This is a genomic window from Salarchaeum sp. JOR-1 (genome assembly GCF_007833275.1).
In the GTDB taxonomy this organism is placed as follows: domain Archaea; phylum Halobacteriota; class Halobacteria; order Halobacteriales; family Halobacteriaceae; genus Salarchaeum.
Genome location: NZ_CP042241.1, coordinates 1,571,652 through 1,591,088 on the forward strand (window position 1 = coordinate 1,571,652; position 19,437 = coordinate 1,591,088).

Annotated in this window: 16 protein-coding genes; 7 read left to right on the forward strand and 9 right to left on the reverse strand. The window is 70.2% G+C overall.

Annotated features, from left to right (window positions below; genetic code table 11):
* The first annotated feature begins 22 nt into the window (after positions 1–22).
* Genes proC through FQU85_RS09225 form a run of 3 tightly spaced genes read left to right on the forward strand, consistent with a single transcriptional unit; the run spans position 23 to position 2,964 of the window.
* The gene (gene proC, locus FQU85_RS09215; RefSeq protein WP_145847155.1) at positions 23–796 is read left to right on the forward strand and encodes a pyrroline-5-carboxylate reductase; all 774 of its coding nucleotides are present in this window, start codon (positions 23–25) and stop codon (positions 794–796) included.
* Complete coding sequence (gene proB / locus FQU85_RS09220) at positions 789–1,649, forward strand: glutamate 5-kinase (protein ID WP_145847157.1); 861 nt, start codon at positions 789–791, stop codon at positions 1,647–1,649. Before proC ends, proB begins: the two co-directional genes overlap by 8 nt.
* Positions 1,642–2,964, forward strand: a complete 1,323-nt coding sequence (locus FQU85_RS09225) for a glutamate-5-semialdehyde dehydrogenase (RefSeq protein WP_145847159.1) — start codon at positions 1,642–1,644, stop codon at positions 2,962–2,964. The genes proB and FQU85_RS09225 overlap by 8 nt, the downstream gene beginning before the upstream one ends.
* Before the next feature lie 130 nt (positions 2,965–3,094).
* On the opposite strand, the gene FQU85_RS09230 is transcribed toward FQU85_RS09225, so the two are convergent.
* Positions 3,095–5,611, reverse strand: coding sequence for an RND family transporter (locus tag FQU85_RS09230; protein ID WP_145847161.1), 2,517 nt, complete (start codon positions 5,609–5,611; stop codon positions 3,095–3,097).
* Positions 5,612–5,730: 119 nt separating this feature from the next.
* Between FQU85_RS09230 and FQU85_RS09235 the strand changes: the two genes are divergently transcribed.
* Together FQU85_RS09235 and FQU85_RS09240 are read left to right on the forward strand one after the other, a co-directional pair.
* A complete protein-coding gene (locus tag FQU85_RS09235) occupies positions 5,731–6,483 on the forward strand; it encodes a TrmB family transcriptional regulator (RefSeq protein WP_145847163.1) in 753 nt (250 codons plus the stop codon).
* A gap of 53 nt (positions 6,484–6,536) precedes the next feature.
* Complete coding sequence (locus FQU85_RS09240; RefSeq protein WP_145847165.1) at positions 6,537–7,550, forward strand: LLM class flavin-dependent oxidoreductase; 1,014 nt, start codon at positions 6,537–6,539, stop codon at positions 7,548–7,550.
* A 4-nt stretch (positions 7,551–7,554) separates the two neighbouring features.
* Here the strand turns inward: FQU85_RS09240 and FQU85_RS09245 are convergent, their stop codons facing one another.
* The 7 genes from FQU85_RS09245 to FQU85_RS09275 form a co-directional block, all read right to left on the reverse strand.
* Positions 7,555–9,165, reverse strand: a complete 1,611-nt coding sequence (locus FQU85_RS09245; RefSeq protein ID WP_145847167.1) for a long-chain-fatty-acid--CoA ligase — start codon at positions 9,163–9,165, stop codon at positions 7,555–7,557.
* A gap of 63 nt (positions 9,166–9,228) precedes the next feature.
* Positions 9,229–10,245, reverse strand: a complete 1,017-nt coding sequence (locus FQU85_RS09250; RefSeq protein ID WP_145847169.1) for an AbrB/MazE/SpoVT family DNA-binding domain-containing protein — start codon at positions 10,243–10,245, stop codon at positions 9,229–9,231.
* The gene (phoU, locus tag FQU85_RS09255) at positions 10,245–10,922 is read right to left on the reverse strand and encodes a phosphate signaling complex protein PhoU (RefSeq protein ID WP_145847172.1); all 678 of its coding nucleotides are present in this window, start codon (positions 10,920–10,922) and stop codon (positions 10,245–10,247) included. Before phoU ends, FQU85_RS09250 begins: the two co-directional genes overlap by 1 nt.
* Positions 10,919–11,815, reverse strand: coding sequence for a phosphate ABC transporter ATP-binding protein PstB (gene pstB, locus FQU85_RS09260; protein WP_145847174.1), 897 nt, complete (start codon positions 11,813–11,815; stop codon positions 10,919–10,921). The genes phoU and pstB overlap by 4 nt, the downstream gene beginning before the upstream one ends.
* Positions 11,812–13,473, reverse strand: coding sequence for a phosphate ABC transporter permease PstA (gene pstA / locus FQU85_RS09265; RefSeq protein ID WP_145847176.1), 1,662 nt, complete (start codon positions 13,471–13,473; stop codon positions 11,812–11,814). Before pstA ends, pstB begins: the two co-directional genes overlap by 4 nt.
* Positions 13,473–14,603: a phosphate ABC transporter permease subunit PstC gene (gene pstC / locus FQU85_RS09270; RefSeq protein ID WP_145847178.1), complete on the reverse strand. Its 1,131-nt coding sequence runs from the start codon at positions 14,601–14,603 to the stop codon at positions 13,473–13,475. Before pstC ends, pstA begins: the two co-directional genes overlap by 1 nt.
* Positions 14,604–14,636: 33 nt before the next feature.
* Positions 14,637–15,818, reverse strand: coding sequence for a substrate-binding domain-containing protein (locus tag FQU85_RS09275; protein WP_145847180.1), 1,182 nt, complete (start codon positions 15,816–15,818; stop codon positions 14,637–14,639).
* Positions 15,819–16,026: 208 nt separating this feature from the next.
* Between FQU85_RS09275 and FQU85_RS09280 the strand changes: the two genes are divergently transcribed.
* Complete coding sequence (locus FQU85_RS09280; RefSeq protein WP_145847182.1) at positions 16,027–16,938, forward strand: halo transducer protein; 912 nt, start codon at positions 16,027–16,029, stop codon at positions 16,936–16,938.
* Between the two features lie 58 nt (positions 16,939–16,996).
* Positions 16,997–17,374, forward strand: a complete 378-nt coding sequence (locus tag FQU85_RS09285; protein WP_145847184.1) for a hypothetical protein — start codon at positions 16,997–16,999, stop codon at positions 17,372–17,374.
* On the opposite strand, the gene FQU85_RS09290 is transcribed toward FQU85_RS09285, so the two are convergent.
* Positions 17,371–19,386, reverse strand: a complete 2,016-nt coding sequence (locus tag FQU85_RS09290) for a PGF-CTERM sorting domain-containing protein (RefSeq protein WP_145847186.1) — start codon at positions 19,384–19,386, stop codon at positions 17,371–17,373. The two genes, FQU85_RS09285 and FQU85_RS09290, sit on opposite strands and share 4 nt — an antisense overlap.
* Between the last annotated feature and the right edge of the window lie 51 nt (positions 19,387–19,437).

The following is a 19,437-nucleotide window of genomic DNA, read 5'->3' on the forward strand; positions in this document are numbered from 1 at the left end:
CGTCTATCCCGTCTCCCCACGTATGACACGCGTGAGTGTGATCGGCTGCGGGAACATGGGCGGGGCGTTCGTCCGCGGACTCGCACGGACGGACGGCTACCACGTGACGGCTATCGACCTCGACGAGGACGCGCTCGCCGAGGTCGCGCCGTTCGCGGCCGAGACGACCACCGACATCGAGGCGGCCCGGGACGCGGACGTCGTGGTTATCGCGGTGAAGCCCGACGTCGTCCCGCACGTCCTCGACGACCTCGACCTCCGCGCGGGCCAGACGCTCGTCACGGTCGCCGCGGGCGTCTCCCGCGGGTTCGTGGACGCGCGAACGGACGCGGACGTGGTGCGGGTGATGCCGAACCTCGCGGCCGCCAGCCGCGACATGGCCGCGGCGGTCACCGAGGAAGGCGTGACGGACGATGTCCGCGACATCCTGGACGCGCTCGGCGAGTACGTCGAGGTGCCCGAGGAACAGATGGACACGGCGACCGCGGTGAACGGGAGCGGGCCGGCGTTCGCGTTCTACCTCATCGAGGCGGTGAAGGACGCGGGCGTGGACGGCGGCCTCGACCCCGAGCAGGCCGAGGTGCTGGCGGCGCAGACGTTCAAGGGCGCGGCGGAGACCGTGCTGCGCGACGACCGGACCGTCGACGAACTCATCGACGCCGTCTGCTCGCCGAACGGCACCACCATCGAGGGGATGGACGTCCTCTGGGACAGCGACGCCGACGCGGCCGTCCGGGCGGCGGTCGACGCGGCCGAGAAGCGCTCTCGGGAACTCGCAGACGACTACGATGAGTGAGGAACGAACCGTCGCGCGCGTCAGCCCCGAGCGCGTCGAGCGGGCGCGCGAGCGGGCGGCGAGCGCCGAGCGCGTCGTCGTGAAGGCGGGCACGAACTCGCTCACGGACGAGCGCTCGCGGCTCGACCGCGAGAAGCTCGACAAGCTCGTGGACGACATCGTCGACCTCCGCGAGCGCGGGAGGGACGTCCTCCTGGTGTCGTCGGGCGCGGTCGGCGCGGGTATCGGCCGCATCGACGCCATCGAAGACCTCGACCGGGAGAGTCACACGCTGGAGGAGAGCCAGGCGCTCTCGACGGTGGGGCAGAGCCACCTGATGCGGCACTACACGCGGAGTTTCGAGCGCTACGACCAGAAGATAGCCCAGCTCCTCCTCACCGAGCACGACCTCTCGAACCCCGAGCGGTTCACGAACGTCCGGAACACCGTCGACACGCTGCTCGACTGGGGCGTCGTCCCCATCATCAACGAGAACGACGCGGTCGCCACCGAGGAGATCCGCATCGGCGACAACGACATGCTCTCTTCGTCCGTCGCTATCGGCGTCGGCGTCGACCTCCTCGTCACGCTGACCGACGTGGACGGGGTGTACACGGGGAATCCGAAGCACGACGCGGACGCCCACCGCATCGAGGCGGTCGGCGAGAACTACGACGAGGTTCAGCGCGTCATCGAGGAGACGGCGACCGGGTCGTTCGGCGGCATCCTGACGAAGGTCGAACGGGCGCGCGCCGCCGCCGAGCACGGCATCCCCGCGGTCATCGCGGGCTCGGCGACGCCGGACGTCCTCGACAGAATCGCCACCGGGAAGCCCGCGGGCACCGTATTCGTCCCCATCGAGAACGATGACTGAGAGCACACGCGAGAAGGTCGACGCGGCGGAGCGCGCGGCGCTCGACCTCGCGAACGTCTCTGAAGCGGAACGCAACGACGCCCTCTACGACCTCGCGGACGCGCTCCGCGAGCGCACCGACGAGATACTGGACGCGAACGAACTCGACGTGGACGCGGCCGAGGCGGCGCACGAGCGCGGCGAGTACTCCGCGGCGCTCGTCGACCGCCTCCGCCTCGACGAGTCGAAGGTCGAGGACATCGCGGGGATGGTGGAGTCCGTCGCGGGCCAGGACGACCCGCTCGGTCGCACGCTCTCCGCGCGGGAACTCGACGACGGCCTCGACCTCTACAAGGTCTCCGTGCCCATCGGCGTCGTCGCCACCGTCTTCGAGTCGCGGCCGGACGCGCTCGTCCAGATCGCGGCGCTCGCCCTCAAATCCGGGAACGCCGTCATCCTGAAGGGCGGGAGCGAGGCGAGCGAGTCGAACCGCGTCCTCTACGACATCATCACCGAGGTCGCCGACGACGTGTCCCCGGGCTGGGCGCAGCTCATCGAGGCCCGCGAGGACGTGGACAGACTCCTCGACATGGACGACAGCGTCGACCTCGTGATGCCGCGCGGCTCCTCGGAGTTCGTCTCCTACATCCAGGACAACACCCAGATTCCCGTGCTCGGCCACACCGAGGGCGTCTGTCACGTGTTCGTGGACGACGACGCCGACCTCGACATGGCCGCGGACGTGGCGTTCGACGCGAAAGTCCAGTACCCCGCGGTGTGTAACGCCGTCGAGACCCTGCTCGTCCACGAGTCGATCGCCCCCGAGTTCCTGCCCGGGATGGTGGAGCGCTACCGGGAGGCGGGCGTGACGCTCCGCGGCGACGAACAGACGCGCGACATCGTGGACGTCGATCCCGTGACGGCGGACGACTGGGACAGCGAGTACGGCGACCTCGAACTCGCCGTTAAGGTCGTCGCGGACGTGTACGACGCCGTCGACCACGTGAACGCGCACGGGTCGAAGCACACCGAGTCCATCCTCACGGAGAACGACGAGCACGCCGCGGTGTTCATGCAGGGCATCGACGCGGCGAGCGTCTTCCACAACGCCTCCACGCGGTTCGCGGACGGCTACCGGTACGGCCTCGGCGCGGAGGTCGGCATCAGCACCGGGAAGACCCACGCCCGCGGCCCCGTCGGTCTGGACGGCCTCACCACCTACAAGTACTACCTGGAGGGCGACGGCCACCTCGTCGCCACGTACTCCGGCGAGGACGCCCGCCAGTTCACGCACGAGGAGTTCGACGGCGAGTGGACGCCCGGCCGCGGCCGGTAGCGACGCAACCCCTCAACGGCGCGTTCCCGAACTGGTGGGTATGGATCGTCGCCCCGCCCGCCGACTGTTCTGGCTGGAACCGGAGACGCTCACCGGCCGCCGCTTCGACCAATTCTCGATAGGGTAGCGCTCACTCGGCGACCGCGGCGTCCGTGTACCGCGTCCAGGCGACGAGGAGGCTTGGGAGGACGAGCACGCTCGCGAGGAACGCGTACGCGATGGCGACGCTCGTCACGAACCCGAAGCGCTGGAGCGAGGGGACGAGCGCGAGCGCGAGCACGCCGAACCCGGCGACGGTGGTGGCCGCGCTGGCGAGGAGCGCGCCGCCCGTTCCCGTCAGGGTTCGGGAGAGCGCGTCCGGGGCGTTCTCGCCGTCGTACTCGTCCACGAACCGCTCGCCGATGTGGATGGCGTAGTCCACGCCGATGCCGATGCCGATGGCGGCGATGATGGCGGTCTCGGTGGTGTACGCGAGTCCGGCGAGGTACATCGTGCCGAACAGCCACGCCTGCGCGGCGACGACGGGTGCGAGCACGACCGCGCCGAGCGTCAACGAGCGATAGCGCGTCCAGAAGATGACGGTGAGGAACGCGAGGATGACGCCCGCGGTGATGAGGAATCCCTCGACGAGCGTCCGGAGCACGCTCTGCTGGACGACGTAGCTCACGATGGGCTGGCCGGTCGCGATGGTCGAGACGCCGCTCTCGGACTCGACGGTTTCGGCGACCGCGCGCAGGCCGCCCGCCACTGTCTCGGGTTCGGCGCTCCCGGAGACGGAGACGGCGACGCGGAGCGCGCGGTAGTCGCCGTTTTCGCGGGCGATCACGGCGGCCGCGTCGTCCGGTGCTGCGCTGTAGATGGCGTCGTAGACCGAGGCGAGGTTCCGGTCGGGAACGCCGTCGCCGTCGGTGTCGGCGTCCGCGACGACGGCGGCGACGGTGTCGTTGCGGGCGGCGACGGCCTCGATGGTTTCGAGCGGGCCGGTCGCGGCGAGACGTCCGTCAGCGAGCGTGACGGTGGCCCTGGCGTCCCGGAGGTCGGCGCGGCCCGCCGCGATCGCGTCGAGCGTTCCCGGCTTCGTCACGTCTCCCCGTAAGAGCAGGATGGCCGTGGACTGCGCGCGATCTTGAACGAACGCGTTCTGGAGGTACTGGGCGTGCTCGACGAGGCTGTAGTCGCTCGGCTGGAACGCCTCAGGCAGAGAATCCATCCACTCGGGGGAGTCACGGGGGAGGAAGTCGGTTCGGTCGGTGGAGGTGTCGATGTCCGTGACCACCGCGCCGCCGGCGACGGTGAGGACGAGCGCGACGGAGAGAATCGCGCGCGGGGAGCGCCGCGCGGCGGTCGCGCCGACGCCGAGCAGTCGGCCCGCGAGGCCGCCGCGGCCGAACGGGGACGCCCTGCGGTCGAGGCCCACGCGGGCGAGGAGGCCGTCGAGTTCGAGTTTGAGCGCGGGCAGGAGCAGGGCGAACACGATGAAGGCGGCGGCGATACCGGCGGCGCTCACGAGGCCGAAGTCCCGGATCGACCCGACGGGGCTGACGGCGTTCGAGAGGAAGCCGACGGCGGTGGTGAACGTCGCCGCGCCGATGGCGACGACGACGCCGGCGAGGCCGCGGCGCATCGCCTCGCGGCGGGAGCGCGAGGGGTCGTCCGCGCGGGCTTCCCGGTAGCGCATCACGACGTGGAGCGCGTAGTCGATGGAGAGGCCGACGAGGAGGAACGGGACGGCGATGAGGATCTGGGTGAGGCCGATGCCCGCCCAGCCCATGAACCCGAACATCCAGACGAGCGTGAGCGCGACGCCGAGCAGGCCGTACAGCACGTCCGCCACGTCGCGGTACGCGAACCCGAGGACGGCGATGATGAGGAGGAACGCGACGGGCGAGATGATGGCGAAGCTCTCGCCGGTAGCCTGCGTGCTCTCCTCGCTCACGATGCCCGCGCCGAACACGAAGCTCTCGCCGGGGAGGGTGTCGGCGGCGATAGCCTTGAGGTCGAGTTGGGCGGCGGCGACGGCGTCGGGGAGGCCGTCGCCCGTCGCGCCGGTGGTGTCCTGGAAGACGTAGACGACCCGGGCGTCGGCGGTCGTCGCGCCCGGCGTGTAGTCGGTCGGGAGGAGCGAGTACGGGTCGATTCCGTGGATCGAGGCGTCGGGGTCGAGCACGCGCGCGACCGTGGTCTCGACTTCGCTCGCAGTCATCGCCTCCAGCTGGGCGATCTGGGCGTCGAGCGGGGGCGTTGCGGTGGCGTTCGCGCCGTCCTCCGCGCGGATTGCGGCGGTCGCGACGACCGAGGCGAGGTCGACGAACGCCCGGTCGTCGCGGAGGGTCTGGTTCACGCTCGCGGTGGCTCTCGCCTCCCGCTGGAAGCGGAGGCTGGCGAGCAGACTCTCTTTCGAGAGCGCGTTCTCGCCGCGCACGACGACCTGTGCGACGGTCGTGTTCTCGCCGCCGGTTCGGAAGTTCTCCTGGGCGTAGTCGTACGCGTCGGCCTCCGGGGAGTCGCTGGTGAACCCCGCGATGGTGAGGCCGCCGTCGACGTTCGCCGCGCCCGCGCCGACCGCGAGCGTGGCGACGAGGAGGACGGCGACGACGACCTTGCTGTGGGTCGTGACGAACCCCGCGAACCGCGATGCCGGTGACATACCGCCGTCTACTCTCACCTACGATATAAATTTTGTATTATACTACAACATATGTCGATCGCGGAGCGGGGTACTGAAGAACCCGCCCGGCGAACACCCGGTACCTGCCGCGAGACACAATGAGCACACGAGACGCGGTCGCCGCCCTGAAACGACTCGGCCTCCCGAACTACCAGGCGCGGGTGTTCGTCGCCCTCCAGGAACTCGGCACGGCCACCGCTCAAGAAGTGAGCGACGCCTCCGAGGTGCCGCGCTCGCAGGTGTACGGCGCGGCCGACGCCCTCGTCGAACGCGGCCTCGCGGAACTCGTCGAGTCCTCGCCGAAACAGTACCGCGCGGTGAGCCTCGACGCCGCCCGCACCCAACTCACGGAGCGCCTCGAACGCGAACGCGACGCGGCCTTCGACCACCTCGAAGACCTCCGCACCACCGCGACGAACCGCGAGACGACCGGTGCGGTCGCCACCCTCCGCGGCCGCCAACCCATCAGCGACCGCATCGCCGACCTCGTCGCGGACGCCGCGGAGAGCGTGTTCCTCGTCGCGCCCGCCGAACGCTCCATCACCGACGGCATCGCGGCCGCGCTCCGCGACCGCGCCGCCGACGGCCTCGCCGTCACCGTGTTGAGCGCGGAACCGAGCGCGCGCGAGCGGTTCGCGAACGCCCCGATTCGCGTGCTCGTGATGGACGACGACCACCCCGCCGACTTCGCGGGGCGCGCGCTGATGGTGGACGACGAAACCGTCCTGCTCGCCGCCGCCACCGACGGCGGGAGCGGCGAGGAGGCGATGTGGACCGAGCACAGCAGCATCGGCCGCATCCTCGCGCGGTTCATGCAGTCCGGCGTGGACTCCGGGATGAACCGAACCTAAGTCGTGTTCGCCCCTTGCCGAACCGTTATTCCCGCGAAGGCCCGACTGCGGGTATGAAGCTCTCCGTCGTCGACCTCTCGCCCGTCCCGCGCGGCGGCACCGCGACCGACGCCTACGCGAACACCATCGAGGCCGCCCAGCAGGCCGAGGAGCTGGGCTTCGAGCGGTTCTGGGTGGCGGAACACCACGGGCGCGCCGACCGGCTCGCGGGCACGACGCCCGAAGTCCTCCTCGGCCACCTCGCCGCGCACACCGACCGCATCCGCCTCGGGTCGGGCGCCGTGCTCTTGAACCACTACAGTCCGTTCAAGGTCGCAGAAGAGTTCGGCGCCATCGACGCGCTCGCCCCCGGCCGGGTCGATATCGGCCTCGGTCGCGCGAACGGGTCGCCGGCCGCCGACCGCGCGCTCGGCACCGAGCGCCACGTCGAGAACCCCGACGACGACCACCGCGAGAAGATCGAGGCCGTCCTCAGCCACCTCTACGACGACTACCCGCCGGGTCACGCGTACGCCGATCTCCAGGTGCCGCGCTCGGGCGAACGACCGCCGGAGCCGTGGGTGCTCGGCTCGAGCACCGCGAGCGCGACCATCGCGGGCGAACTCGGCCTTCCCTTCTGCTTCGCGTCCTTCATCCGTCCGCAGTGGGCGCCCGATGCGCTCGACGCCTACCGCGAGAACTTCGAGCCCTCGTCGCTCGCCGCCGGTATCGACAGCCCGCGGTCGATGGTCGCCGTGAACGCCGTCGCCGCCGACACGAACGACGAGGCCGCCCGCCTGCGCGCCGTGTCGATGGCCGCCCGCAAACGCCTGCGCCGCGGCGACCTCACGGCCACGCCGACCGTCCCCGACGCCATCGACGAACTCGGCGGCCTCCCTGACCCGACGCCCGAGACGCTCCCCGAGGACGAGTGGCCGCGCGCGCTCGCCGGTACCCCCGACCGCCTCGACGCCGTCTTCTCCCAGCTCACCGAGCGTCTCGGCGTCGAAGAAATCATGATTCAGCACACGGTCCCCGACCACGAGACCGGGCTGCGCTCGCACGAACTCCTCGCCGACCTCCTCTAGCTCGCTAGCCCTCGCCAACCATGCCGTCCTCGTCGTCCCACTCGCGCTCCCTGAGTTCGTACTTCTGAATCTTTCCGGTCGCCGTCATCGGAATCGACTCCACGAACTCCACCTCGCGGACGGTCTTGTAGCTCGCGAGGTTCTCTCTCGTGTACTCGGTGAGTTCCTCCGCGGTGACGCCCGGGTCTTCGGGCGTGCCGTCCGCGGGTACGACGAACGCCTTCGGCGTCTCCCCCCACTTCTCCGAGGGCGACGGAATCACCGCCACCTCGCCCACCGCGTCGTGACCGAACAGCGTGTCCTCCAGCTCCACGGAGGAAATGTTCTCGCCGCCCGAGATGATGATGTCCTTCTTCCGGTCTTTGATGGAGATGAGGCCGTTCTCGTCCACGGTCGCGAGGTCGCCCGTGTGGAAGAACCCCTCCAACCGACCGCTGAACGCCTCCTCGGTCTGTTCTGGCTTGTTCCAGTAGCGCTCCATCACCTGGTTCCCGCGCACCACCACTTCGCCGATGGTGCTGTCGTCCCGGGGGACGCGCTCGCCGTCCTCGTCCACGACACGGAGGTCGGTCGCGAGCGGCGCGACGCCCTGGCGCTGCTGGGCATCGTAGCGCGCCTCGCCCGACTCGGGCAGGAGGCGTTCGGCGTCCGAGGTGGCGATGAGCGGCCCGGTCTCGGTCGCGCCGTACAGCTGGAGGAACTCCCAGCCGAACTCCTCCTGCACGGCGCGAATCGTCGCGGTCGGCGGCGCGCTCCCCGCCGCAGTCACGCGAACCGGATTCGCGCCCGTGAAGTCGGGGTCGTTCTCCTCGGCGTACTCCTGGAGGAGGGTGAGGACGGTCGGCGCACAGCAGAGGAAGGACACGTCCTCCGTCGCGATGGCGTCGAACACCGTCTCGGCGTCCACGCCGCGCGTGCAGACGTGCGTCGCGCCCCGGCCCGTGACGGCGTAGATGTGCCCCCAGCCGTTGACGTGGAACATCGGGAGCGTCCACAGGTAGGTGTCGTCGTCCGCGAGGTGGTGGTGAATCGTCGCCAACTGCGCGTGCAGGGACTCCGTGCGGTGGGTGCGACAGACGCCCTTCGGGTCGCCCGTCGTGCCCGAGGTGTAGTTGATCGTCGCGAGGTCGTCCTCGTGCAGTTCGGGGCGCTCGTAGTCGTCGGGGTCGCCGAGGAACGCCTCGAAGTCCAGCCACTCGCCGTCGACCGCGTCCGGGTCGTTCGTCACGAAGGTTTCGGCGGGCACGTCGTCGCGCACGGCCTCGACCTTCTCCGCGTACTCGTAGTCCGCGAACACCACGTCCGCGCCCGAATCAGTGAGGAGGTACTCGTAGTCGTCGGGCGTGAGGCGGTAGTTCAGGGGGACGTGAATCGCGCCCGCGCTCATCGCGCCGTAGGCGGCTTCGAGGTGGTAGTGCGTGTTCGGGTCGACGACGGCGACCCGGTCGCCAGACTCGACGCCGCGGTCTTGGAGCGCGGCGGCGAACGCGTCGACGCGCTCGCCGAACTCACCGTACGTGAACCGCGTCCCGTCCGCGCCGACGACGCCCTCGCAGTCGCCGTAGTAGTCGCGTGCGCGATCGAGGAAGTCGGTCACGAGTAACTGTTTCTTCATTCGTGATGAATCCGACAGGGGGCGTACAGGTAAGCCCACGAATTCCGGCAAAAATACCGGCGGCTACTGCGGCGTCTCGGGGCCGTCCTCTGCGGCGACGTACGCGCCGTTCCGGAGGCCGCGCTGCACGCCGACCGTCGCGATGCGCTCCGCGCGGCCCGCCATCGCCCGGACGGCGTCCGCCGCGCGGACGAGCCGGTAGTCCGCGTCCGACGCCTCGAACAACCGCCGGTCGAGGTCGTCGAGGCTGTCCCGCAGGCCGCGAACGGCCGTGAGCGCGTCGTGCGCGCCGTCCACGCCCGCGTCCCCGAGCACGCTCCGGGTCGCGCCGTCCACCGCCTCGCGCGCCGTCCCCGCGAGCGCCGCGACCTCGTCTGCGAACTCGCTCTCCGCGTCCACGTCGCCGGCGACGGACGCGAGTCGGGCGGCGTCCCCAGTGGCCGCGCGGAGTTCGTGCGCGGCCGTCCGGAGCGCCGCCAGCCGCGGCCGCGTCAGGCCGAGCGCGTCCACCTCGTCCAGCCGGGAGAGCGCGCGCGAGAAGTGCCGGTCGACCATCGCGCGCAACCGACTCGCCTGACTCGCCTGGTCGTCGAACGCGACCTCGCGGCCGTCCGCGAGCGCGTCCGCGGCGTCCCGCCCTACGCTCCGCGCGACGAACGCCAGCTGGCGAACCGACTGCGGCACCGACACCTCCGCCGGGTCGAGCACGTACCGCAACCGAACCTCGTCGCCGCCCTCCTCCACGACGTTCAGGCCGGGGAGGCCGCGCACCGCGCGGTCGAGCGCGCGCCGCTGGCCCGTCGTCACGCCCCCGGGCGCGTCGAGCGCTATCGACCGATACCCGGCGGTGTACGCCGCGCGCACGACCGTCCCGATGCGGTCTTCGCCGACCGCGCGAACGGTGACGTGACTGGTGTCGTCGTCCTCGCTCGCGCCCTGTTGGAGGACGAGCACGCCGTCGAGGTGCGCGTGCAGGTCGACGGAGTCGCCCGCGGACACCCCGGTCGCGTCCGCCCACTCCCGGGGAAGCGAGACGGTAAGCGTGCCGCCGCCGACGGACTGGACTTTCCGGGACTCCATCAGTAGATGAGCGCGGGGTCGTTCTCGGTCATGTACAGCGTGCGCGCCGCGACGTTCACGGCGTGGTCGCCGACGCGTTCGAGATCCCGGACGGTGAGCAGGACGCGGGACACGTCGTCCAGCAGGCTCTCGACCGTCCACGCGTCCGCGTCGGCCTCCCGCTCGATGAGGTCGCGGACGACGGTCTCGTTCGCCCGCGCGCACAGCGCGTCGATTTCGTCGTCCGCGTCCCCGATGGCGCGGCACTCGTCCGGATCGGCGTCGGCGTACGCGTCGAGCGCTCGCTCCACGAGACCGCGCGCCCGCTCGCCGATTGCCTCCAGGTCGCCCGTCGGAACCGCCGCGCTCGACGCGGCGAGCGAGTACTCCGCGAGGTTCACGGCGAGGTCGGCGACGCGCTCGAGGTCGGTGAGTATCTTGAACGACGCGACCACGAACCGGAGGTCGCCGGCGACGGGCTGCTGGAGCGCGATGAGGTCGACGCAGTCGTCTTCCAGCGCGAGGTAGCGCTCGTTCACCTCGTCGTCGCCCGCGATGACCTCGCGCGCCAGGCCGTCGTCAGCGTCCCCCGCGAGACACGCCAGCCCGTCGTCCAACCGCCCGAGGACGAGGTCGCCCATCTCCCGCACGTCCCGCCGGAGGTCGGCGAGGTCGTCCTGGTAGTTCTCCCGCGTCATCCGAACTTTCCGCTGATGTAGTCTTCGACGCGCTGGCTCTCGGGGTTCTCGAAGATCTGGTCGGTGTCGCCGTACTCCACGAGCTCGCCGCCCGTGAGGAAGACCGCGGTCTGATCCGAGATCCGCGCCGCCTGCTGCATGTTGTGGGTAACGATGACGACCGTGTAGTCCTCCGCGAGTTCGTCGATGAGGTCTTCGATTTTGGCGGTGGCGATGGGGTCGAGGGCGCTCGCCGGCTCGTCCATCAGAATCACCTCCGGGTCGGTCGCCAGCGTCCGCGCGATGCAGAGGCGCTGTTGTTGGCCGCCCGAGAGGCCGAGCGCGTTGTCGTCGAGGCGGTCGTTCACCTCGTCCCAGAGCGCCGCCTGCCGGAGCGCGCGCTCCACCAGCTCCGCCTCCGTCTCCTCGTCGCTCCGCCCGAGTAACCGGGAGAACAGGCTCGTGTCCAGGTCGCCGTGTTTGCGGGGGCCGTAGCTGACGTTGTCGCGGATGGATTTCGGGAACGGGTTCGGTTGCTGGAACACCATCCCGACGCGCTTACGGAGCTCGACCAGGTTGACGCCGTCCTGGTAGATCTCCTCGCCGTCGAGTTCGACCGACCCGTCGATGTCAGCCACCCTAATGCGGTCGTTCATTCGGTTGAGACACCGGAGGAACGTCGACTTCCCGCAGCCCGACGGCCCGATGAGGGCGGTGACGGACTGTTCGGGGATGTCGATGGAGATGTCCGTGAGCGCGTGCTCCTCGCCGTAGTGGACGTCGAGGTCTTCGACGGCGAGCTTGGCCGCGCCGTCGAAACTGTGGTTGCGCCACTCGTCCTGTACTGATTCGGTGGTTTCGCCGCTCGTGGTTTCGAGGGACTGGTCGGTCGTGGTCTGTGTGGTTTCGCTCATGCGTTGATTTTCCGCCGGAAGTACTGTCGCATCGCGATGCCGATCGCGTAGAAGCCGAGGACGACGACGAGAAGTATCAGCGCGGTCGCCCACTTGAACGCCTCGCCGTCGCCGACGTTACTGGAGACGCCGACGCCCGCGGCGATGAGCGCCCAGAGCTGGTAGGGGAGCGCGCTCGTCGCCTGCAGGAGTTCGGGGTTCGTGACGAACGGCGGCGTCGCCTGGAACGCGAACCCGCCGATGACGTCGACGGTCTGGCCGCCGGGGACGAACGTGCCCCCCGCCATCGTCAACAGCAGGGGTGCGGTCTCGCCGGCGATGCGGCCGACGCCGAGGATGACGCCGGTGACGATGCCGGGTATCGAGGCCGGGATGACGACGCTCTTGATGGTCTGCCACTGGGAGACGCCGAGCGCGGCGCTCGCGTCCCGGTACTCGTCCGGGACGGCGAGCATCGCCTCGCGGCTCGTGATGAGGACGAGCGGGAGGAGCATGAACCCGAGCGTGAGCATGCCCGCGAGCAGGCTCTTGTTCCCGCCGAACCGCGGGACGAGGAACGCGAACCCGAACAGGCCGAACACGATGCTGGGCGTGCTCCAGAGGCCGTTCGTCGCTATCTCCACTACCTGGGTGAACCGGCCGCGTTCCGCGTACTCGGTGAGGAAGACGGCGGCGCCGACGCCGAGCGGGATGGCGAACAACGAGGCGCCGACCACCAGCCAGACCGTGCCGACGATGGCGGGGAGGACGCCGTTGAAGTCGTTGAGGAGTCCGACGCCGTTCATCGCGAACGGGAGGTAGAACGGCCAGTCGAAACTGAACGAGAACCCGGGCGCGACGTCGACGAACGGGAGGTGGAGGAAGAACGCGATGGTCGTCGTCGGCCCGACGCCGAGTCCGACCTCGAACCCGCGCGCGAGCCCGGGGAAGCCCTTGAACGCGGTGAACGCGACGAGGCCGAACAGGACGGCGATGATGGCGAGTGCGTTCAGGTAGATGAGGAGGTAGGCGCCGGCGTGCCGGCCGCGCGCACCGAACCCGCCGTAGGCTTTCGCGGACGCCCAGCCGGAGACGAGCGCGCAGAACAGCGTCAGCCCGGGAATCACGACCGCCGCGGTGAAGGACGCCTTCTGCTCCCACTGGAGGTTCCACGCCCACGAGGCGTCGATGACGCCGAGGAGGAACACGACGCCCGCGAGGAGGGTTATCGCACCGGCGGGGAGCGTCGACCCGATGTCCTCCCGAGTGAGGGTGGTGACGGCGAACGCGACCGCGCCGACGCCGACCGCGACGAGCAGCCACCCGACGGTGCCGAGGCCGAGCGTCTGGGAGGCGACGAGGCCGCCCGTGACGAACCAGATGACGGTGAACGCGATGCCGGCGACGAGGCCCGCGCTCGGCCGCGGCTGGGTCTCGACGTACCCGAGTCGGGAGCCGACGCCGAACGCGATAACCGCGACGCCGAGCGCGACGAGCAGGCCGCCGAGAACGACGAGGACGTCGATCCCGAGAACGGTGTCAGTGAGGCTAACGACGCCGAACATCGCGGCCGCGGCGGTCGCGAACACCACGGCGGCGATGCCGACAGCGAGCCCGGCGACGGCGTCCGTGCGCGAGGTGTCGCCCGCGACGAGCGCCGTCCGGGATTCGGCCGCCATCAGGCGTCACCCCCGAGCTCGTGCCGCATCCGCGCCTCGATGTACTGCGAGACGACGGAGATGGCGAGCACGGTCACGAAGAGGATGACGCCCGCGACGAACAGCGCGTCCATCTGGAGGCCGTCCGCCTCCCCGTAGTTCCGCGCGATGAGCGACGTGAGCGTCTCCTGGCCGTAGAAGACGTTGTAGATCGGCTCGGTGAGCCGCGGGACGCCGCGGAGCATCACGGTCGCCGCCATCGTCTCGCCGATGGCGCGCCCGACGCCGAGCAACACGGCCGCCGAGACGCCGGAAATCGCCGCGGGGAGCGTGATGCTGGTCATGGTCTGCCAGTCGGTCGTGCCGATGGCGAGCGACCCGGACTTCATCGACTCCGGAACCGCCGCGAGCGCGTCCTCGGCCACCGAGACGACCGTTGGGAGCGCCATCATCCCGACGACGATGCCGACGAACAGGTAGGTGCCTTGTCCGAGGATGTCGAACTTATCGGACGCCCACGGCCCGAGGAGCGTGAACCCGATGAAGCCGTACACGATAGAGGGGATGCCGGCGAGGATTTCCACGCCGGGCTTTACGGTCTCGCGGACGGCCGGGGGCGCGATCTCGGAGAGGAAGAGCGCCGCGGCGACGCCGAGCGGGCCGGCGACCGCGGTGGCTATCAGCGTGACCATCACGGTGCCGTGAATCATCGGCACCATCGAGTACCGGATCGGCGGCGAAACCGCGTCCCAGTTCGGCTGAATGAACAGCCGGAGGCCGGGGACGCTCACGCCGAACACGGTCGCGCTCTCGTACCGAATCACCGGAACCGATTCGGCGAAGATGAACACGATGATGAGCAGCAGTATCAGTATCGTCGAGACGGTCATCGCGAGCGTCAGCGCGCGCGCCGTGAGTTCCTGGTGGAACACCCAGCCGTACGCCGCGCTCGCGAGGAACACGACGAACGGCACCGCGGTCAACGCGGAGACGAGGAGGAACCCGGCGAGCGCGCCGAGCAGCGAAACGGTCATGACACCGACGACGGCCAGCGCGACGGGGTCGGTGTCCGCGACGAACTCCCGGCTGCGTCGGAGCGCGCGAGACACCGCCGCTGAGACGGCCGCCGAACGGTCTTGTAATGATGGCATCAATGAATGAAATAGGGCTGGTTGGGTGCCGCGTCAGGCCTGCTCGGGCAGCTTCGCCTTCTGCGCCTCGATGTCCTTCGTCGGGAGCGGGATGTAGTTCTGGCCCTCGACGAACAGCGTCTGTCCGAACGTCGTCAGGAACATGTTGACGAACGCGGCCTCCCGCTTGTCGGTGCCGCTCGGCGTCTCGTCAGTAATCTTCGTGTACTGGTGGAGGTCGCGGTTCAGCGGGTAGTCGCTGTCGTAGATGGTGTGCTGTGCGTCCTTGTCGGGCTTGTACACCGTGCCCTCGAAGTTGATGGCGATGGGCTTGACCTGCGGGCCGGTGAACGCGAGCGCCATGTACGCGATCGCGCCCTCGTTCTGCTGGACGGCCTGCGCGACCTGCTGGTTCTGCCCGAACCGGGTGTTCACGCCGGGCATCGGCGCGTTCGCGCTCCCGAGCATGTTCAGGCGGAACGACGTGTCCGTCCCCGAGCCCTCGGCGCGACCGATGACGTAGATCTCCTGGTCGGGGCCGCCGATCTCGCTCCAGTTCGTGATTTCGTCCTGGTAGATTTTGCGAACCTCTTCGCCCGTGAGCTGAGTGACGCCAGCCTCGTAGATGTCGCTGCTGACGACGACCGGCTGGCCGTCGCGGCCGACGACGTGGTCGACGACGCGCTGGTTCGCCTGGGACTCGCTCCAGCCGAGTTCGGCCGTGATGGGGCCGGAGGAGTTCCCGATGTCGACGAGCCCGTCCCAGACCGCCTTACAGCCGGTGCCGGAGTGGCTCAGTCCGACGCTCGTCGGGTACGGCGGCGTCGCCGACTTGCCCGTCGGCTCGAAGCCGTAGAGGCTCGCGAAGTAGTCCGCGAGGCGCATGTCGGGGCTTCCGAGTTCCTCCCAGCCGGGGACGGTCGACTCGTCGCTCGACCCCCAGTACTCGCCGTCGGTCGGCGGCGCGTTCGAGTTCCAATACGCACTGCCCGTGTTCGCGATGGGGTACACCGTCGACGACCCCTCCGCGGTCAGCATCGTCGGGCCGCTGCTCTCGGACTGCGTCGCCTGCTGCGTGTTCTGGTTGGCGTTGCCGCTCTCCGGCGCCTCCGTCGGCTCGCCGCTCGAACTCTCCGTCTGACAGCCCGCGAGGCCGGCCGCGCCGACCGCGCCCGTCGCCGCGATGAACTTACGCCGTGATACACCCGCTCCCGTGCCCGTGTCGTCCTGAGGCATCAACTGAGTGGTTGCGGTTTCGTATAAAGACCCTTTATAATAGTATACTGTTCGGGGCCGTACGCCCCCGTACGGCTCCGGACGCTCCGTTCCCGAATTACTCGTACGTCCACCTATATAGCCATACGTCCGCCACAATCGGCGTAAACAGTTGATAGAGAGCGTGTGCGTCGAAAATTATATCCTCGCGCGTCCGCTGGCCTCCAGTATGCGTGAACGCGCGGACACCGAGGGTATCGACGGGCTTGCGGTCGACGCGGCGGTCGACGCGGTCGTCGACGCAGTCGACCGCGATCCGGCCGTCGTTCGGGCGGCGCTCGGCGGTATCGCGGACGAGGACGGCCGCATGACCTGGGACGGCGTGGACGCCGAACTCGCCGAGGCGTCGAAGGTCGTCGCCACCCCGGAGACGCGTGTCGAACTCGCCGCGATGGCGGTCTCGAACGCCCGCGACGCCGCCGCGGACGCCCCCGACCTCGACACCGTGGACGCTCGCGTGGGCACACACGAGAACCGCCTCGCCGCGCTCGAAGCCACCGTCGACGACCTCGGCACGCGCCTTCAGGACATCGCCGAGCAAGCCAGCGACCGCGATGCGCTCGCCGACGTCGCGCTCTCCCTCCACGACCTCCGGGAGGACGCGAGCGCCGCGCAGTGGAACGCCGACGAACTCGCCGACGACGCCGAGTCCTTCGAGGACTGGCTCACCGACCCCGAGACCCGCCGCAGCGAGTTCGCCGCCGACCTCGACGACACCGCGGAGTCGGTGGACGCGCTCGCGTCCGCCGCCGACCGCCTCGAAGACAACGATGCGGACGCGACGACCTGGGCTGGGGCCGCCCTTCAGGCGCGCGTGCTCTCGCTCGTCGTCGCCGACCTCCACGCCGACCTCGGTGACCTCCGGGCGTGGGACGGCGACTACGACGACGAGGCCGACCGCCTCGACGCCCTCGAAGAGCGCCGCGTCGAGGCCGCCGAGCGAATCGACGCGAGCGCGACCGCCGACTGGTGGGACGCGCACGGCGACCGCGTCGAGCGCTTCGAGTCCGGGGTGCGCGATCTCGAACCGCCGATCGACTGGGGGGTCGTGCAGGCGGAACTCGACGCCGCCCGCCCGTGACCCGGCGGGCGTCGCCCCTGCCCGAGACGCTTACGTGCTTGCTGGCCTACGTGTCCACATGAGCGACTACGTCCCCGGGACGTGCAACATCGGCGAGCGCGAGCGCCGCCGCCGCTACCGAGTGGCGTACGCCGCGTTCGCGCTCGCCGCCGCGTACGTCCTCGTCGTCGCCGTGGCGTCCGTCCCCGCGATCCTCGTTATCGGCGCGTTCGCACCGCTCTCGCTCGGCGTCGAGTGGTACGTTCAGGGCCGCGAAGCGTTCTGCGTGCGCCTCGCGTGGCGGGGCGCGTTCTCCTTCGGCGGCGACCGCGGCAGCGTGAGCCGCGTGGATGCGCGGCGACGCGACCGGCGGCACGCCGCCGAACTCACCGTCATCTCCCTCGCCGCCGCGGCTGTCCTCACCGGTCTCGTGTACGCCGCTGTCGCCACGGTTTAGCGCCGTCGGGACGCGACAGCGAGCGCGACCAGCACGCTCACCAGCGCCACGGCGATCCCGAACCCGGGCGTGCTCCCCGTCGGTTCGCCCGCCGCCTGCGTCTCCTCCACCGAGACGGTGAACGCTCGGTCGCCCACCTCGATGGTGTACGCGCCCGGTTCCTCGAGCGTCACCGATGTCTCGAACGACGCGGTCTCGGCGGGGCCGAGCGCGGCCGTCCACGTCTCGACGGTCTCGCCGTCCACGACCACCGGGTACGTCCCGGTCGCCGGATACTCGGCGGGGTTCGACGCCGTCAGGGAGACGCGAACCGCGTCACCCACCGCGGCCGTGGTCGCGTTGACTTCGACGGTCGCGTTCGGCGTCGCCGGCGCACGAACTCGAATCGTCCGCGTCTCGTAGCCGTACGTCAGCGTGTACGCGCCCGGTTCGCTGAACGTCCCGGCGACCGTCACCCGCCGCGTCTCGCCCGGCGGGACGGACACCGCCGCCGTGTCGAGCGTGCGCTCCGGCCCGGTGAGCGCCGCGGCGAACGACCCGGTCGCCCCGCCCTCATTCGTCACCGCGACGGACACGTTCGCGGTCTCGCCCGTCACGAGCGTCGGCGCGCGCCCCGTCGTCGTGTTCCGGTACGGCCCGGTGACGCGCACGCCCTCCGGCGGCACCGACGCGACCAGGCGCGCGACCTCCCCCGCGAACGCCGCCGCGTGCGCCGCCCGGCTCCACATGTCGGGGACGGCGGGGGTCTGCGTGTACCGCTGCGCGTACGACGCCACGTCGTCCGACCCCGCCGCCGCGACGGCGGACAGGAACTCCGACTGCGTCACCCGCCCGTCCGTGTCCACGTTCAGCCGTCCGAGCACGTCCTCTGCGGTGTGCTCGCCGTCGGACGCGAGTCGAATCGCGCGGTCGACGTTCCCGTAGACGAGCGGTCCCTTCACGTAGTTCGCGTACGTCCACGTGTAGGGGTTCGCGAGCACCGCGCTCGCGTACGGCGACCGCGTCCCTCGACGGAGGTGGTCGGCGAACGCGTCGAACCCGATGCGGTCTTGCTGGAGGGTGAGGAGCGCCGCGTAGTACTCGGCGGTCGCCTCCGTCACCCACTGTGTCGCGCTCGTCGTCGAGAAGTCCTGGCGGGTGTGCACGTACTCGTGCAGCCAGACGTTCCCCGCCGTGTCGAGGCGGCTATCGGCGAGCACCCAGGAGTCACTCCCGCCGTACTCCAGCCCCGCCGGCCCCCAGTTCACGCTCGTCGGCGCGGCGACCGTCAGCACGTGTTCGTCGCGCGCGCCGACCTGCAGGAACGCCGAGGCGTTCGTGAGCGAAGCCAGGATCTCGTCCGGCGACTCGGCGAGCGACGCGGCCGCCGGAACGACGAGCCGGAACTCCTGTCCGCTCCCGGTCGCCGAGTACGTCGCGCCCGGTCCGAGGTAGGCGATTGTACCGCCGACAGCGCCCTCACCCGCGACGGTCACGTCCGAGGACAACGTCACGCTCCCGCTCCCGTACCACGTCCACTGCGAGGAGAACTGGGGGACGGGCAGTATCGCCCACGATCCCACGTCGACGAACGAGTACCCGCCGGACTCCTGCGCCGCGTCGGGTCGCGGCGTCGCGTGCACGTCGCCGGGGAGCGCCCGCGACCCCGAGATAGTCTGGTTCACCTCGACGGAGAGCGTGAACGACGGGTTCTCGGTGTCCTCGTCCCACTGGAGGCCGTTCTCCGTCTCCGTGAACCCGTCCGTCGAAACGACCGTCCCCGACCGCGCGCGAACCGCGAGCGACGCGAGGTTCGACGGCGTGTCGTACTCCACCACCGCCGCCACCGCCCCGGGGTCGTCCGGCGTCAGACGGAGCGTCGTCGTCCGAACGAGGTCGCCCGTCGACTGCTGGGTCGCGTTCGAGGCCGCCGCGGCCCCTCCCGCCCCGGCGGCACCAGCGACGCCACCGACCGCGGCGGGCGCGACCGCCGCGACGAACAGCACGGCGACGAGAATCGTAGCGCGTTTCATATCCGCCCTGCGGACGCCGACCGCTTTACTCTGTGGGAAGATGAAAACCCC